This is a genomic window from Pseudoalteromonas sp. PA2MD11 (genome assembly GCF_017808125.1).
GTDB classification, from domain to species: Bacteria; Pseudomonadota; Gammaproteobacteria; order Enterobacterales; family Alteromonadaceae; genus Pseudoalteromonas; species Pseudoalteromonas simplex.
In genome coordinates this window covers 126,042-141,708 of sequence record NZ_JADKNF010000008.1, presented here as the reverse complement: position 1 = coordinate 141,708, position 15,667 = coordinate 126,042, and the positions used below count along the sequence as shown (strand labels likewise).

General features: G+C 40.6%; 15 protein-coding genes and 1 tRNA gene. 2 read left to right on the top strand and 14 right to left on the bottom strand.

Annotated elements, in window-relative coordinates:
• Positions 1–75: 75 nt before the first annotated feature.
• Complete coding sequence (locus ISP07_RS10980) at positions 76–1,140, top strand: zinc-binding dehydrogenase (RefSeq protein ID WP_209327639.1); 1,065 nt, start codon at positions 76–78, stop codon at positions 1,138–1,140.
• A 42-nt stretch (positions 1,141–1,182) separates the two neighbouring features.
• Here the strand turns inward: ISP07_RS10980 and ISP07_RS10975 are convergent, their stop codons facing one another.
• The 13 genes from ISP07_RS10975 to rppH form a co-directional block, all read right to left on the bottom strand.
• Positions 1,183–2,139: an alpha/beta hydrolase gene (locus ISP07_RS10975; protein WP_209327638.1), complete on the bottom strand. Its 957-nt coding sequence runs from the start codon at positions 2,137–2,139 to the stop codon at positions 1,183–1,185.
• A gap of 360 nt (positions 2,140–2,499) precedes the next feature.
• Positions 2,500–2,574, bottom strand: a tRNA-Arg gene (locus ISP07_RS10970).
• A gap of 109 nt (positions 2,575–2,683) precedes the next feature.
• Positions 2,684–3,349, bottom strand: a complete 666-nt coding sequence (locus ISP07_RS10965; protein ID WP_209327637.1) for a FlgO family outer membrane protein — start codon at positions 3,347–3,349, stop codon at positions 2,684–2,686.
• 3 nt (positions 3,350–3,352) lie between these two features.
• Positions 3,353–4,027: a FlgO family outer membrane protein gene (locus ISP07_RS10960; protein WP_209327636.1), complete on the bottom strand. Its 675-nt coding sequence runs from the start codon at positions 4,025–4,027 to the stop codon at positions 3,353–3,355.
• Between the two features lie 14 nt (positions 4,028–4,041).
• Positions 4,042–4,635: a FlgO family outer membrane protein gene (locus tag ISP07_RS10955; RefSeq protein ID WP_209327635.1), complete on the bottom strand. Its 594-nt coding sequence runs from the start codon at positions 4,633–4,635 to the stop codon at positions 4,042–4,044.
• A 240-nt stretch (positions 4,636–4,875) separates the two neighbouring features.
• Entirely contained in the window at positions 4,876–5,484 is a 609-nt protein-coding gene (locus ISP07_RS10950) for an SPOR domain-containing protein (RefSeq protein ID WP_209327634.1), read from the bottom strand.
• Between the two features lie 73 nt (positions 5,485–5,557).
• On the bottom strand, positions 5,558–6,067 hold the full coding sequence (locus ISP07_RS10945) for an SPOR domain-containing protein (RefSeq protein ID WP_209327633.1): 510 nt from the start codon (positions 6,065–6,067) through the stop codon (positions 5,558–5,560).
• 428 nt (positions 6,068–6,495) lie between these two features.
• Positions 6,496–7,377, bottom strand: coding sequence for a UTP--glucose-1-phosphate uridylyltransferase GalU (galU, locus tag ISP07_RS10940; RefSeq protein ID WP_054554355.1), 882 nt, complete (start codon positions 7,375–7,377; stop codon positions 6,496–6,498).
• A 26-nt stretch (positions 7,378–7,403) separates the two neighbouring features.
• Positions 7,404–8,255, bottom strand: coding sequence for a thymidylate synthase (locus ISP07_RS10935; RefSeq protein ID WP_138600286.1), 852 nt, complete (start codon positions 8,253–8,255; stop codon positions 7,404–7,406).
• Between the two features lie 13 nt (positions 8,256–8,268).
• A complete protein-coding gene (lgt, locus tag ISP07_RS10930; RefSeq protein ID WP_054554353.1) occupies positions 8,269–9,072 on the bottom strand; it encodes a prolipoprotein diacylglyceryl transferase in 804 nt (267 codons plus the stop codon).
• Between the two features lie 14 nt (positions 9,073–9,086).
• Positions 9,087–9,896, bottom strand: coding sequence for a sulfite exporter TauE/SafE family protein (locus tag ISP07_RS10925; protein ID WP_055020682.1), 810 nt, complete (start codon positions 9,894–9,896; stop codon positions 9,087–9,089).
• 338 nt (positions 9,897–10,234) lie between these two features.
• Positions 10,235–12,511 (bottom strand): phosphoenolpyruvate--protein phosphotransferase, encoded by a 2,277-nt coding sequence (ptsP, locus tag ISP07_RS10920; RefSeq protein ID WP_209327632.1) that lies wholly within the window; start codon positions 12,509–12,511, stop codon positions 10,235–10,237.
• A gap of 33 nt (positions 12,512–12,544) precedes the next feature.
• A complete protein-coding gene (rppH, locus tag ISP07_RS10915) occupies positions 12,545–13,063 on the bottom strand; it encodes an RNA pyrophosphohydrolase (RefSeq protein ID WP_054554350.1) in 519 nt (172 codons plus the stop codon).
• Positions 13,064–13,603: 540 nt separating this feature from the next.
• On the opposite strand from rppH, the gene mutH reads away from it, so the two are divergent.
• Entirely contained in the window at positions 13,604–14,275 is a 672-nt protein-coding gene (mutH, locus tag ISP07_RS10910) for a DNA mismatch repair endonuclease MutH (RefSeq protein ID WP_063707194.1), read from the top strand.
• A 50-nt stretch (positions 14,276–14,325) separates the two neighbouring features.
• On the opposite strand, the gene eno is transcribed toward mutH, so the two are convergent.
• Entirely contained in the window at positions 14,326–15,624 is a 1,299-nt protein-coding gene (eno, locus tag ISP07_RS10905) for a phosphopyruvate hydratase (RefSeq protein WP_209327631.1), read from the bottom strand.
• Between the last annotated feature and the right edge of the window lie 43 nt (positions 15,625–15,667).

Genomic DNA, 15,667 nt, shown 5'->3' with positions numbered 1-15,667 from the left:
TAAAAAGTCAAGATTAAGGCAGGCACTTTACTTTAGTCTAATAATTCACAAATAAGGTGAATTGAGGACACACATATGAGCCAAATGAATTCTGTTGCCATGCAAAATGGCAAGTTGCATGTAAAAAAAATTGATATTCCTACTCCCGGACCCGGCCAAGTACTTGTAAAAAGCCTAGCTTGCGGTATTTGCGGTTCTGATATTCATATAACCCGCCACACAAGCGATGTATTCGATATCTATAAAAACCTTGGCATCATGGCTAAAGAGGCAGGCAATGACCAAGAAGTATTATTAGGCCATGAGTACGCGGCAGAAATCGTTAGCTATGGCCCAAATACTAAAGGCGAATTAGCTAAAGGCACCCGCGTAACCTCAGTGCCAATTTTACTTTCTGCGGGCGGCGCTGGCGTAGGTGTAACCCCTGGGCTATATGGTGCCTACTCTGAATACTTTATTGTTGATGAAGCCTTGCTATTACCTATTCCTGATGCTGTTCCATCAGAAGCAGCAGCCATTACAGAACCACTTGCTGTTGGCCTGCACGCAGTGAACCGTGCACAAATGAATAATGATGATGTTGCCATTGTGGTTGGCTGTGGCCCAATTGGCCTTGCCGCGATTGCCGCGTTAAAGCTTCAAGGCGTAAAACACATCGTTGCCTCTGATCCACAAGAGAGCAAAAAACAAATTGCCCTTGAATTTGGCGCCACAGAATATGTTAACCCGATGGAGGATGATGAAGTTGCTAAAGCCGCAGCACTTGCGGGTAACAACAAGGTGGTTATTTTTGAATGTGCTGGTGTAAGCCGCCTATTAAACGATTACATTTTACGTGCGCCAGCAAAAGCAAAAATCATTGTAACTGGTGTACATACCGCGCCACTAAACGTTAACTTTGCTTATGCCACAGTGAAAGAGTTAGACCTTATTTTCTCTTATTACTACCAACCAGAAGAGTTTGCACAATCACTTGAGAACATCGCGTCAGGCAAAATTGCATGGCAAAAAATGCGTACTGGTAAAGTCGGCATCGACGGCGTACAAGGTGCATTTGATACCTTATTTAAACCAAACGACCATATCAAAATCATCATTGAACCATGGCGCACAGGCGAGCTTGAAAAAGTAACGGGTTAATTTTAATGAGGCTATTAAAAAATTAATAGCCTCATTTTAGAGCTAAAATCTATAAGCGTTCAACCTACTATCAAAAACTAAGCCATCAGTCTCCTCACCTCTACCGCCATTTAAAACAGTTGTAAAAAATGATTTAACTACATCATTTGTCTTTTCATAGAACAGGCCATGGGTTTTTCCTACATTTGGGCCGCCAGTAAAGTCAAAATAAAAAGCATTTGAAGCGACCAAATTCCTAGCAGTTCTTCCTAACCGATCTTTTTGAAAATTCGCATCAGACCATTTTAGGACCCAATCATTTTCATTGATCGTAATATAAACTCGTTTTCCAGCTTCTATATTATTTACCCAATGTTGATGACCTGCGTTATCAACATCAGCTTGGCACAATACAACGTTATCAAACATTCTTGTTTCAGCTTCGTATAAAGCGTTGATAACGTAATTCTGAAACAAGTAATTCCCCAAACTGTATGTCATAAAGGTAAATTTAATATCACATGCCTCAAGGGCCTCTTTATTAAACGGCTCTTTCATGTAATGACCTAGCTTTTCCAACGTAGCATCCAAAGCACCAACTGACGCCTGTGCATTTCTCTTAGCGCTTCGGTATTCTTTTGTCTTAAAACCTCCAGGATTAGAGGGCCAAGAAAAAACAACAACCTCAACCCCATGCTCTTTTTCTAATGCTAATGACTTTTCTAAGTTCTTATAAAAGCTTTGATTAAAGCCATGAACAAAAAAAACGCAGTTTTTACCTGAAGAAGTGAGCCGTTCACGAACTTCTGCAAATGCTTTTTTAGAGGGAATATTATTCTCTGTGATTTTAGATGGCTCAGTGACTAGTCGCACTTGCCATACTCCCTCTACTTTATCTGCATGAGCGAGCCTAACTTCATTAGGTCCTTTAGCGTTTGCGTAGTCACCAAAAGCATTGTGATCGCCTACGCCATTTTTAAAGTTTGATTTATTTATGTTTCTATTCGTAATAATCAACATATCAATATCCTTATTCTGTTTTTAGCCATAGTAAATAGTTAGAACCTGTCACTTTTATAGGCGGGGTTAAAACTAATCTGCAAAATAATGATTAGTTTAGATTTCAATCAAACAGCAAGAAAAACAGTAAAGAACACGACAAACGTATTGTTTTTAAATATTGAAAATAGACATAGTGTTGAGTAAGTGAAATGCTGGCAGCACTAAAAAACGACTTGATAAGAAGACTGTTCGAATGAAGAAATCTGTATTATTTAATAGAACACTCAAATTTATCGGATATTGATTTAGGCAATCGATTTGGAACTTTAATGCTACAAATCTGCTTCAAAGAAGAACATGACTAACCATTGATTTTATTGGTAGCCCCTACAGGAATCGAACCTGTAACTGCCCCTTAGGAGGGGGCCGTTATATCCATTTAACTAAGAGGCCACTCAAAAGCTGAGGTAAAGCTACAGAAAATTATAACGGTCTAAGGCTTTGGTAATCAAGAAATTAATCCAACCGGCTTTAGAGCAAGCCGATCGGTAAAATAATGAGGCTAGTTAACGCGAGCAGTTGCTGATTTGATTGACTCATTCTTCAGCACAAAATATGGGATCACTTTTTGTGCGCTAGCAATAACCAGCTTTGAGTTTAAATTAATTACTCGCGCATTCACTTCAACACCATTAGGGCGATATATCAACGTGCCAGTAAGTACATGGCTGGCGATGCGACGCTCGGCTAACTCTTCTATATCACGCGACATCACAAAATCACCACGCGAGGTCACACTAATGATATCCATCGCTTTAAAATCAACAACGCCAAAGCCGAATTTTTGCAGCTGGTGCATCATTGTTTCAGAGAGTTGATTACCAAGTTGAGAGCTGTTTTTTAGGCTCGCATCTAAATCAACAAAGCTAGTAATGGCTATTCCTAACTCGCTTTCTTGTTGCATGGTATCCACTAATTCAAGGGCCATTTGCTCGACATAATTAACAACGGTTTTATGATGTTGATAAGGCACAAATAAACTATGGTTAGCGTTATCCTGCTGCATATCTTTTTGCTCAAGCGCTTGCAGCATAGCAACATAATCGACTTGAGTACTTGCTGATGCAGTTGCATGTTGGGCTGTATTTTGCGGCTCTGCTGATTGCTCTGGCAGCAATTGGCAGCCAGAAAGCGCGAGCGTTAACGATGCTAAGACAAAACCTTTCATAGCTTACTCACTTGCTTGTTTAAGTGTAATACCATCACTACGGTTGGTGCTATCAAGGGCATCAACCACTGATTGTGGTATAAAACCTTGCGCTGACCCTACAACTGCTTTGCTTGCTAAACCAACAATGCGGGCATTAACGAGCACACCACTTTGATGATTAACCAAAGTACCTGCCAATACATAATTGAAGTTTTGATCTTGGCTTAGCTCTAAATAATCACGACTGAAAACATAGTCACCACTTGGTGTGACACGCATGTAATCAGTGGTTTTAAAATCAATGACAGGTACACCAAATGCGTGAAGCTCATGAATGAAACTTTCGGCAATTTGATTACCTAGCAAATTCGTTGAGTTGTAATCTGCATCAAGGTATACAAAGCTTGAAACAGCAACCGGCGTGTTATCGCTAACATATTGCAAGTTTTCAACTAAGTCCTGCATGATGCCACGCACATAGTGATTAATATTTTTGCGCGTTGGTGCAGCGGTAAAGGTGCTGTTATTCATCACCGCCTGATTGGTTTGAAACACACTGTCGTTACTATGCGGCGCGGCAACTTCTCTTTGCGCAGCTAATTGAGGCTCATTATCTTGCTGAGTTGTATCACCAGTTAACATTGACGAGCAACCAAAGCCAAAAGGCAAACATAAAGTTAAAATTAAACGTTTCATTAAATGAGTTCCTCTTAATATTCGCTTCGATACAACTGGCCATCACGTTGCTGAACTTTTTCAGCGCCCCACATTACATTGATAGGGATCTCGGTGCTTGCTGCTGAGACTATTCGCAGATCTTTGGTATTTACCAATCGGGCGTTAACTATATAGGCATGTTGTTGCCGCGTCAGTGTGCCGGTAATAACAAAGTCAATATTCTGACGTTGACGTAAGGTATTTACATCACGACTAAGTACACTATCGGCCGATTGCTGCAAATTTAAAGTATTTTCTAATCGATACTCTATGGTATGAAAACCAAGCTGAGTAAATTGCGTTAATAAACTTTCTTGAATTTGCTGACTCAAGCCACTGCCCTGATCTTCTGCCAAATCAGTGCCTAAGCCATCAGCCATATAAAAACTGGTCACAGCAATACGTGCATTGCCTTTGTAAGGGCCTTGAATACGGCTCAGCTGACTACTTAGATCAGCAACGTATTGATGCACCGTATAAGGTGCCATCGGCGATTTTGGGGTTTCTCTAGGGGGCGCTTTTTGTGGCTCTTCAGTTAAGCTACAACCCACCAACACTAAAAAAACTGAATAAAATAACAGGCGCATAATTGCCATCCTCACTAAACTTAGTAAGTTCAAAGCAATAATTATGCCTAAGTATTATTGTTGATGGGATTATTATGAAAAGCCGAAGCGTGGTAACAAGAACACGTCACTTCTAAAATACCAATAAGCTAGCGTTGCATTCAGACAATGATTTAATTGTGTAGGCTGATGTAGCTAATTTTTTGAGGAGGCGAATGGTTTATCAGAAGGGTCAATTCCCTTCTGTTGTTAAATAAGCGGTTATAGCATCTGCCCAAGAAACGGTGCCGTCACACAGGTTTGCCCCATTCTTTTGGCTATCTCACAAAAAGCTGTCGCCTGAGTATAATTTGCAAATGGACCTGCTCGTAATCCATACAAGGTTACCCCTTTTTGCTCACGAGTTTTAAAGCGAAAATCTAGGTCATTTAAAACAGCAGGATAATCACGTTTAAGGTTCAAGACCTGATGTCTGACCTTTTTCGGCGTTAAATATAAACCTAATTGCACACCTGCTTCTGCTGCTTTGTTTGCAGCAATAATCGTTTCTAATGAGTCGATTGATGATGATTGCTGAGATTGTATTTGCTCACTTTGGTGATAGATCACATCATTTTGCGGCTCAAATGCCGATGGTTGTGCAGTTAAATCACTATTAGCCGAAAGTACCTCGATTAACAACGCAAGGTCTTTTTCCATTGCAGCAAGACGTTCAATGCTAGGCTGTTGATTTTGCCACTCGGCAGCAAATTGCTGTACCTGCTGTTCAGTATAAACAGGCTGGCTTTGTTCTTGGCTCATCATACATGCTGTTAAAGCAGTTAAGCAGATGGTTAACAATAAATATTTAGAGAAAATAGAAAAATGCATGGTGACGTCAATTCTAAAAAACAGACTTAAATCTTAGCAATAAAAATGCCACCTTTAGAGTGAATATTTGACGCTAAAAATAAATTCGATTATCTGTGTATTTACTAACCCAACAATCAATACCTTGTCGCTTAATAGCCGCGCAGTCAGCTTTCGCATTTTTTAAATACTTATAGCCTCCAAACTTTAAGCGGTAGAAAGTTCTATCATGCACGTCTGCAACTTCAACATTCAAAATTGGTTTACCTTGAAAAATACTAGGCGCTTGTTTTGCCATTTTATGAAAGGTGACTTCTATTGCGGTCTCAGAGCTAACTGATGCTAACTGTAACGCAAAAGTATAATTAGGTTTTGTAGGTGCTAATATAGCAGCAGTGGCTAGGGTATTTTTTTGTGTAGCCGTTGATTGAAGCTCAGAACTAGTTTTTACATTAATTTGAAAAATAGGATCGATTAAGCGAAATGCAAAACTTTGCATAGAATTAACGGTAGAGCTTAGCAGCAGCTCATTACTGCAACCAGAAACAGTTAATAACACCATTAGGTATATACTGCAGCGAAAAGGCTTGAAGTAATCTTTCATAATCAGGATTCTTAAACGTACCGTTAAAAAATTGCTTCTTACTTTGAAGAAGACTATCTGTTAGTACTTACCTGTACATCAAAAGCTAAAAGATAATTTAAGATATTGAAAATAAACACTAACATTATGTTTTTATTATAATTTCAGTTTAGTGCTTTAATTCGCTGCAAATCATGTTGTTAGTAAAAAGTAGCTTTATAACATAAACAATTTGCAGCAAAATTATTAATGCTTTTCATTACTCAGTTAACTAACTGAATTAGAGCAATTAATCACCATACTCATCTTAACAACCCTATAAGACAAAGGTATATCAGAAAAGTCCCTAATTTGTTAATAATCAACAATTGTCAGCTGCTTGTAAATAACAAAAAAGTGCCATATAGGCACTTTTTTAACATAATTTATTACTAAGTAAATAGAATTGGTTATTTAACCAACGACTTTATGAAGTCGCTCAATTCATCTTTGAATTCCTCACGTCGTAAAGCAAATTCAACGATGGCTTTTAAATAACCAATTTTGCTACCACAGTCATGGCTTTTACCTTTCATAGAGTATGCATCAACCGTTTCTTTTTCCATTAGCATGGCTATGGCATCTGTTAATTGAATTTCATCACCTGCCCCAGCTGGAGTTTTTGCAAGTAATGGCCAAATATTTTTGCTCAGTACATAGCGACCCACAACAGCAAGATTTGATGGAGCTTGATCAATAGGAGGCTTTTCAACCATATTCAAAATTGCGGCGCTTTCACCTTGATTGATTGTTACATCACCTAAGTCTACTACACCGAACTTGTCTACTTCGTTTTGCGGCACAGGCTCAACCATAATTTGGCTCTCACCGGTGGTTTCAAAACGCTGGATCATTTCAGCTAAGTTATCTTTTTTAAGATCGCTCGCAACATCATCGATGATCACATCCGGTAAGATAACAACAAACGGTTCATTACCTATAATAGGCGCCGCACAATTTATCGCATGACCAAGGCCTTTCGCTTCACCTTGACGAACGTGGATAATAGTCACATCTTTCGGGCAGATTGACTGTACTTCAGCAAGTAACTGACGTTTCACACGCTTTTCAAGTGTGGCTTCTAACTCAAAACTGGTATCAAAGTGGTTTTCAATTGAGTTTTTACTTGAATGCGTTACTAAAACAATTTCTTTAATTCCTGCTGATATTGCTTCATTTACAACGTACTGAATCAACGGGCGATCAACAATAGGAAGCATTTCTTTAGGGATTGCTTTTGTTGCAGGTAACATACGCGTGCCAAGACCAGCAACTGGGATCACTGCTTTCATTGATTTCTCCTTAAATTTTATTGTTCTTAAACTGAAAACGGATACTTAATTGCATCGTGACACTGATAACCTACTACTTCAAAATCATCTTTTGTAACCCAGCTTTCAATGTCTTCTAATGATTTAATATTTGGGTTTATTTTTAATTCTGGCGACGCGAAAGGCTCACGCTTAAGTTGTACATCACGCATCAACTCAAGTTGGTTTTCATAAATATGCGCATTCGCTATTTTATGATACGCCTTACCCGGTTTGTGTCCGGTTATTTGTGCAACTAAAGCAAGTAACACAAAACATTGAATTTGATTAAAGTTCAGACCCAGCGGCACATCACAGCTACGTTGGTATGATGTTAAGTATAGAGTATCGCCTAACAGAGAAAAGGTATGTGTGTGCATACAAGGGCGCAAACAACCTAGCTCAAATTCACCTGGATTATAAAAAGTGACGATTTCACCGCGATCATCAATTCCTTTCGATAAGTTATCGATAACTTTTTTAAGCTGATCAAGGTGGCTACCATCAGGGCGTTGCCAACTGCGGCCTTGAACACCATACACACGGCCCATATCATCCTCACCACGACGATGCGGATTTTCAAGCCACGCTTTGTTCTCGTTCGCGTTGGCATTCCAAGTCATACAGCCGATATCACGAAACTGTGCAGCGCTGTCGTAACCACGTAAATAACCCAGTAACTCCGCTATCGCCGCTTTGTAAAAGCTCTTTCGCGTGGTGATGAGCGGAAACTTGTTATTTGCCACATCATATTCAAGATCGGCATTAATTACTGTTAAACATTTGGTTCCTGTGCGTTTGTTCTCAACCCACACACCTTCGTCAACAATACGCTGACATAAATCTAAATACTGTTTCATTGATTTGCTCTTGTTATGCTTTGCTTGCCACGCTTTGCTGCGGCTTTTTATAGGCCCATATTAACAAACCAAGGCCACCAATTACCATCGGCAATGACAGTATTTGACCCATAGAGATAACGCCTGCAAATAAACCTAAATGAGCATCTGGTTCACGGAAGTATTCAACAATAAACCTAAACGTACCATAGCCAAGTAAGAACACCCCAGCAACACTTCCCGCTGGACGAGGCTTTTTGATAAACCATTGTAAGATTAAGAACAGTACTAGGCCTTCTAAAAAGGCTTCGTATAATTGGGATGGATGACGTGGCTCTGGGCCACCTGTAGGAAAAACAAATGCCCAAGGTACATCTGTCACTCGGCCCCATAGTTCGCCATTAATAAAGTTACCAATACGTCCGGCTAATAAACCAAGCGGCACAAGTGGCACTACAAAGTCACCTACCTCAAACAATGATTTTTTACGGGTCCAAGCAAAGATTGCAATAGCTGTAATGACACCCAGGGTGCCACCATGGAACGACATACCACCTTGGTCAATTCTGAATAAATACAGTGGGTTTTCGATAAAGTAGCTGAACTGATAAAACAATACATAACCAATACGGCCACCGAGTATAACCCCGAGCATGCCGTAAAATAATAAGTCACTGACTTGTTCTTTTGTCCAACCTGAGTTTGGTTTTGCTGCTTGGCGATTAGCAAGCCACATCGCCAAAGCAAAACCAATTAAATACATTAAACCGTACCAACGTACGCTGAGCGGGCCTACCGAAAAAATAACCGGATCGATATCTGGAAATTGAAGAGCCATAAAAATTAAAACCTTTAACTAAACACCATTTTAAGCGCAATTATGACAAGTAATAGCGCGAATACTTTTTTTATTGTTGCCACAGGCAAGTAATGCGTGGCTTTGGCACCTATAGGCGCAATGAGCGACGAGGTAACCACAATCCCGACTAACGCAGGTAAATACACAAATCCGGCAAATCCATCACTGAAAGATGTTAATTGCCAGCCGGCAGATACGTAACCCACCGAGCCAAACAGCGCAATGACAATACCACAAGCAGCAGCACAACCAATGGCCTTTTTAATATCAACGGAAAAATAATGCAGTAGCGGCACAATAAGCGCCCCACCACCAATACCAATTAGTCCTGAAAGTGCCCCCATTATGGCACATAAAAAGCCAAGAATAGGCCCTGATGGAAGCGGCTTTTCACTGGCGGCTTTTTTACGTGTCGATAACACCATTCTAAGTGCGATAAACACCACGCTACCGGCAAAAACAAAGCGCAGCAGCTGCTCAGGAATAAAGCTTGCTGCAAAGCCACTGATCAATGCGCCTAGGCCAACGCCAGTCATAACCCAAGGAGCAATTTCCCATGGCACGTTAGCATTACGATGATGAGCAAGGGCTGAAGACGTCGAGGTAAAAATAATGGATGCTAACGAGGTTGCTATCGCGATAACTAATACATGGCTTGGGTCGGCAACATTAAACGACACTAATAGCGCACTAAGTACTGGCACGATTATAAGACCGCCACCAATGCCTAATAAGCCTGCTAAAAATCCAACCACGCTGCCCAAAATTGCGCAGTACACCATTAAAAGTATTACATCATGCATAGCACACTCATATATTCAATTTGTTATATACATATACTAAACTAATATATATACCCAAACCACCTCAAGATGCGAGTTTCAGTTGGAATTAAAAGCGATTTAGGCAAGGCATTGATTGCAAGTAATAGTGGTTCTATTGTTAAAATCAATAACGCAGTATAAATCGCTTTTAAACCAACCCTTTGGGCGTTTCACAGGCACTTACTCTCATCGTTGTGACTTCTTAAAAGGGACTGCCATTGTTGCAAAGTAACGCCTTGATATTAAGCACCTGTGAAACGCTGAATTCTACATCTTGAGGTGGCTTGGGTATAAGTGCTTCACAGCACAATTTTCCCTCATGATTGACCTTGGCTTGGGGTGTAAAATAGCTCACCGAGTTGATGTTCAATCATAAAGTTACGCGTTAACCTAAGTACATGTTTTGCAGTGGGTTGTAATAAGCATTCTGCAAGTAACTTTTCCATATCACTGACATTTAATCGCCTAAGCACAAACTTAATTTTACTAATCGAAGCAAAGTTCATACTCAAGCTTCGATAACCCATTGCAATAAGCAGTAATGCGCCTTCTGGATCGCCGCCTAACTCACCACACAAGCTAAATGGCAGCTCATGTTGCTGACACTCCTGTGCTATTTTTAACAACACTCTAAGAACACTTGGGTGATAAGGATTAAATAGCTCAGCAACGCGGGCATTAGAGCGGTCAACTGCCAGCATATACTGGGTTAAATCGTTGCTACCTACAGAGCAAAAATCGACTTTTTGCGACCACTCTTCAAGCATAAATACACTCGAAGGTACTTCTAACATCACCCCGATTTCAGGGCGCTCAATGGCTTGTTCGGGGTATTGCTCACTTAACTCAAAATAGGCTTGTTCGAGCAGCTTTAAAGATTCATCGACTTCTTCTGAGCCACTGATCATCGGCAGCATAATTTTTAAATTCCCCAAACCAATGTTGGCTTTTAACATCGCCTTAAGTTGATCTAAAAATAGCTCAGGATGATCTAAGGTCACGCGAATACCACGCCAACCTAAAAACGGGTTTTCTTCGGTTATATTGAAGTAATCTAAAACTTTATCACCACCAATATCGAGTGTACGCATCACCACAGGATTAGGGTGGTAACTCGTTAGCACTTCGCGATACCAGTTTTCTTGTTCTGACTGTGAAGGAAACTGGCCTTTTTGCATAAACCAGGCTTCGGTGCGATAAAGACCTACCCCATCGCAAAATGGCTTATTGTCATGCTCGGTATTTAATTCAAGACCCGCGTTTAGTAACAAGCTAATGTGTTCGCTATCTTTAGTGACGGCATCTAGGTTTTGCTCTGCAACAAAACGATCGTTCAATAAGGCTTCTTGATATTTAAGCTGGCTGTATTCCTCTTGCAGCATTTGTGAAGGAGAAATATATAAACGCCCTGCATAGGCGTCTAAAATCATTTGCTTGCCTTCAAACTGCAATAACGGCACATCTTCAATGCCCCAAATAGCAGGGATCCCCATAGCACGAGTTAATATAGAAGCATGGCTATTTGCCGCACCATTAACACTCACAACCCCAGCAAGGTGCCCTTTAGGTACTTCAGCAAGCATTGCGGGGGTTAATGTACCGGCAATTAAAATCGTGTCTTTAGGGTAAGGTTTTGCCGCATGCTCAGTATTAACTAAGTGATGTAAAACCCGTAAACCAATATCTTTAACATCAACAGCACGCTCTTTAATATAAGGATCTTGCATGGCATTGAATTGAGTCACCAATTTCTCAATTACAATTTTTAGGGCGCTTTTAGCATTCCAGCCTTGTTGTAATTGCGCTTCAACATTTTGACCAAGACTTTTGGCATCAAGTAACTGCTGATAAACATCAAATACCGCCAGTGCCTCTTGCGGAATAGAGTCACTCAGTGTCATCGATAAGGTATTAAACTCGTTCCGCGTCGCAGCCACTGCTTGGGTAAATAGCTTACGCTGGGTGCTCACATCGTCGTCTTTTTGCAGCTCAATAGAGCTAAAGTCGAGCTTAGGGATCACCACAAAGGCTTCACCTATGGCAATACCTGGTGCACTTGATACCCCTTTTAATACTGAGGTTTGGTGTGAAAACTCATCGACGCGTAATATTTCTTTTATTTCTGCATGCGCTAACTGAGAAGCTAGCTGGGCCGAGAGCGTAATTAAGAATGATTCCTCGTCAGGGCTAAAAACACGGGCTAGTTTTTGTTGAACAACAATAACGCCTAAAACCTTTTTCTGGTGCACGACTGGCACTGACAAAAATGCGTTATAGCCTTCTTCATTAACTTCAGGTGAGAGTTTAAAACGAGGGTGAGATTTAGCAAAAGCTATATTAATGGGCTCTTCACGCTGAGCAACAAGGCCAACGAGACCTTCGGTAAAGCCTATACGAAACTTGCCGACCGCATCTGGGTTGAGGCCTTGGGTGGCCATCAATACAAAGTTATCTTGGCTATAATCGGCAAAATAAATCGAGCAGCACTGTGTTTGCATGGCATCTTTTACCATTTGCACAAAACACCCCAGCGCACTGTTTAAGTCCGCCTGTTGCGACACTGCCTCAGCAATTGATCTGAGCGTGGCTAACATGATGCTGCTCCTTTGATTTAAATAAGGTTGCCCTTATCGTTTATGTCGCCAATGATCTTTGTGTTGCTCTCGTTTATTAAACGGCATTGCAAACGGAGCAAACTCTTTCATTACTCGACGATATACATCGCGCTTAAACGAAACAACTTGCCTAACCGGATACCAATAACTCACCCATCGCCAATCATCAAACTCGGGGTGATGAGTTTTAAGTAAATTTACATCTTCATCTTTACAACGAAGTTTCAGTAAAAACCATTTTTGTTTTTGCCCAATGCACACAGGACTTGAGTCTCTGCGAATTAAACGCTTGGGTAATTTATAGCGTAACCAATGTTTAGAACTTGCGACGATCTCAACGTCTTCAGGAAGCAAGCCCACTTCTTCGTGTAATTCTCTGTACATGGTTTGCTCAGCAGTTTCGCCGTCATCCACACCACCTTGGGGAAATTGCCAAGAGTGTTGACCATAGCGACGAGCCCAAAATACTTGTCCCTGATTATTGCAAATTACAATTCCGACATTGGCACGAAAACCTTCGGCATCAATCACCTTAGTGCCTCATTTGTAAGTCGATTTTTATTGATTGTTCCACATAACCTGCGATACAGCAAACACTTTACACCTAAGCCTAAATTAGATTGAAAAATTATTTTTTAACAAACATGTTTAATCAAGGTGTTACGAAGTAATTATCATAAAAATGTGCCGTTTGATTAAAATAACCATTTACAACCGTATTTTCATCACCTTACCCACAGCTTGTGCATAACTTTTGTAAATCATGCCTAAATTGCAAACAAATCCACAATCCACAGTTTAAATATCCACTTTCTCCACAGAAACTGTGGATAAACATGTTTATATATCTGTATTTATACAAACAACTGATTAATTAATGAAATGGAAACACCGTACAAAAACAGCAAAATATATAAATATCAATTAGTTAGATTATGACACCGAAAAATAATACTGATTATTTTTAGCCCACACTTAACGTGCGCAAAAAACACCCAAACACAAAGATATCCACTAAGGCGCGCATTTGCTATCATGAACCGGATAAATAGACAATCAAATAAACGCCTTATGCGACCTATAAAACCAGCCTCAGTAAACGAATTAATGCAACGTGTTGATGCTATAGCCGGCCTCACCTTAGGGCAATTAGCTGAGCAATATCAATTTAAAACCCCTGACGATTTACTACGTGAAAAAGGCTGGACCGGGCAACTTATTGAATATGTACTTGGCGCAACAGCGGGTTCAAAACCAACACCTGATTTTGAAGAGTTAGGTATTGAGCTAAAAACCTTACCTATTTCATTTAAAGGCAAACCTCTCGAAACAACCTTTGTTTCGGTAACGCCGCTATTAAATGTGACAGGAATGACTTGGCAGCAAAGCACGGTTCGTAAAAAGTTGAATCATGTTTTATGGCTACCGATTTTAGGCGAACGTGAGATACTGCCTTTTCACCGTACCATAGGCAGTGGCTTTTTATGGCAGCCAAGTGCAGAGCAAGATGCCCTTTTACAACGTGATTGGGAAGAACAAATGGAGCTAATCGCCCTTGGTCGCGTAGATGAAATTTCGGGTCATTTAGGCGATGTAATGCAAATAAGGCCAAAAGCTGCCAATAGCAAAGCGCTGACTGATGCAATTGGCCCGAATGGCCAGATAGTACAAACCTTACCTCGCGGCTTTTATCTAAAAACCAGCTTTACCGGCGAGATCCTAAAACAACAATTTCAGCTATAAAAAAACCTCCCGAAGGAGGTTTTTAAGGTCTTGATGAGCTATAAGCCAGATTACTGACCTTTAACCTCTTTAAGACCATTGTAAGGTGCTTTCTCACCTAATACTTCTTCAATGCGAAGTAATTGGTTGTACTTAGCAATACGGTCAGAACGGCTTAATGAACCCGTTTTGATTTGACCCGCTGCAGTACCTACTGCTAAATCAGCAATTGTCGCATCTTCAGTTTCACCTGAACGGTGTGAGATAACAGCTGTGAAGCCAGCGTCTTTAGCCATTTTGATAGCAGCAAGCGTTTCAGTTAATGAACCGATTTGGTTGAACTTGATTAGGATTGAGTTAGCAATACCGTTATCAATACCACGCTTTAAGATCTTTGTGTTAGTTACGAAAAGATCATCACCTACTAATTGTACTCTGTCGCCAATTAGTTGTGTTTGGTGTGCGAAACCATCCCAATCAGACTCATCTAAGCCGTCTTCAATTGAAACAATTGGGTATTGCTCTGTAAGGCCTTTTAAGAAGTGGTTGAATTCTTCAGAAGTGAATTTTTTACCTTCGCCTTTAAGGTCGTAGATATTTGCTTCTTTGTCGTAGAACTCAGATGCCGCACAGTCTAGAGCTAGAGTGATATCTTTACCAAGCTCATAACCTGCATTTGCAACAGCGACCTTGATTGCAGCAAGTGCCGCTTCGTTTGATTCAAGGTTAGGAGCAAAACCACCTTCATCACCTACTGATGTAGAGTGACCTTCAGCTTTAAGTACTTTTGCTAGGCTGTGGAAAACTTCAGCGCCCATGCGCAGCGCTTCACGGAAGTTTGTAGCGCCAACTGGCTGGATCATGAACTCTTGAATATCAACAGAGTTATCAGCGTGCTCACCACCGTTGATGATGTTCATCATAGGTAATGGCATTGAGTAAACACCTGGTGTGCCGTTTAAGTCTGCAATGTGCTCATAAAGCTCTACGCCTTTAGAGTTAGCAGCCGCTTTAGCTGTTGCTAAAGACACAGCTAAGATAGCATTTGCACCTAATTTTTCTTTGTTTTCAGTACCATCTAAGTCAAGCATTACTTGGTCAACCGCTTTTTGATCCACTGCGTTTTGACCTTTAAGCGCTTCAGCGATTTCGTTATTGATATAGCCTACTGCTTTTAAAACACCTTTACCTAGGTAACGTGCTTTATCACCATCACGTAATTCAAGCGCTTCGCGAGTACCTGTTGATGCACCAGAAGGTGCTGCAGCACGGCCCCATGAACCATCAGCTAAATGTACATCAGCTTCAACAGTTGGGTTACCACGCGAGTCCATGATTTCGCGACCAATCACTTTTACGATTTCTGACATCTTGATTCCTCTTTTCCCGAAAATGGTGAGTTAGTGCCAGCTT

Excerpts from the sequence above, each read along its gene's own strand:
- ISP07_RS10980 (WP_209327639.1), top strand. The coding sequence starts at position 76 with ATGAGCCAAATGAATTCTGTTGCCATGCAAAATGGCAAGTTGCATGTA.
- ISP07_RS10975 (WP_209327638.1), bottom strand. The coding sequence starts at position 2,139 with ATGTTGATTATTACGAATAGAAACATAAATAAATCAAACTTTAAAAAT.
- ISP07_RS10965 (WP_209327637.1), bottom strand. The coding sequence starts at position 3,349 with ATGAAAGGTTTTGTCTTAGCATCGTTAACGCTCGCGCTTTCTGGCTGC.
- ISP07_RS10960 (WP_209327636.1), bottom strand. The coding sequence starts at position 4,027 with ATGAAACGTTTAATTTTAACTTTATGTTTGCCTTTTGGCTTTGGTTGC.
- ISP07_RS10955 (WP_209327635.1), bottom strand. The coding sequence starts at position 4,635 with ATGCGCCTGTTATTTTATTCAGTTTTTTTAGTGTTGGTGGGTTGTAGC.
- ISP07_RS10950 (WP_209327634.1), bottom strand. The coding sequence starts at position 5,484 with ATGCATTTTTCTATTTTCTCTAAATATTTATTGTTAACCATCTGCTTA.
- ISP07_RS10945 (WP_209327633.1), bottom strand. The coding sequence starts at position 6,067 with ATGAAAGATTACTTCAAGCCTTTTCGCTGCAGTATATACCTAATGGTG.
- galU (WP_054554355.1), bottom strand. The coding sequence starts at position 7,377 with ATGAAAGCAGTGATCCCAGTTGCTGGTCTTGGCACGCGTATGTTACCT.
- ISP07_RS10935 (WP_138600286.1), bottom strand. The coding sequence starts at position 8,255 with ATGAAACAGTATTTAGATTTATGTCAGCGTATTGTTGACGAAGGTGTG.
- lgt (WP_054554353.1), bottom strand. The coding sequence starts at position 9,072 with ATGGCTCTTCAATTTCCAGATATCGATCCGGTTATTTTTTCGGTAGGC.
- ISP07_RS10925 (WP_055020682.1), bottom strand. The coding sequence starts at position 9,896 with ATGCATGATGTAATACTTTTAATGGTGTACTGCGCAATTTTGGGCAGC.
- ptsP (WP_209327632.1), bottom strand. The coding sequence starts at position 12,511 with ATGTTAGCCACGCTCAGATCAATTGCTGAGGCAGTGTCGCAACAGGCG.
- mutH (WP_063707194.1), top strand. The coding sequence starts at position 13,604 with ATGCGACCTATAAAACCAGCCTCAGTAAACGAATTAATGCAACGTGTT.
- eno (WP_209327631.1), bottom strand. The coding sequence starts at position 15,624 with ATGTCAGAAATCGTAAAAGTGATTGGTCGCGAAATCATGGACTCGCGT.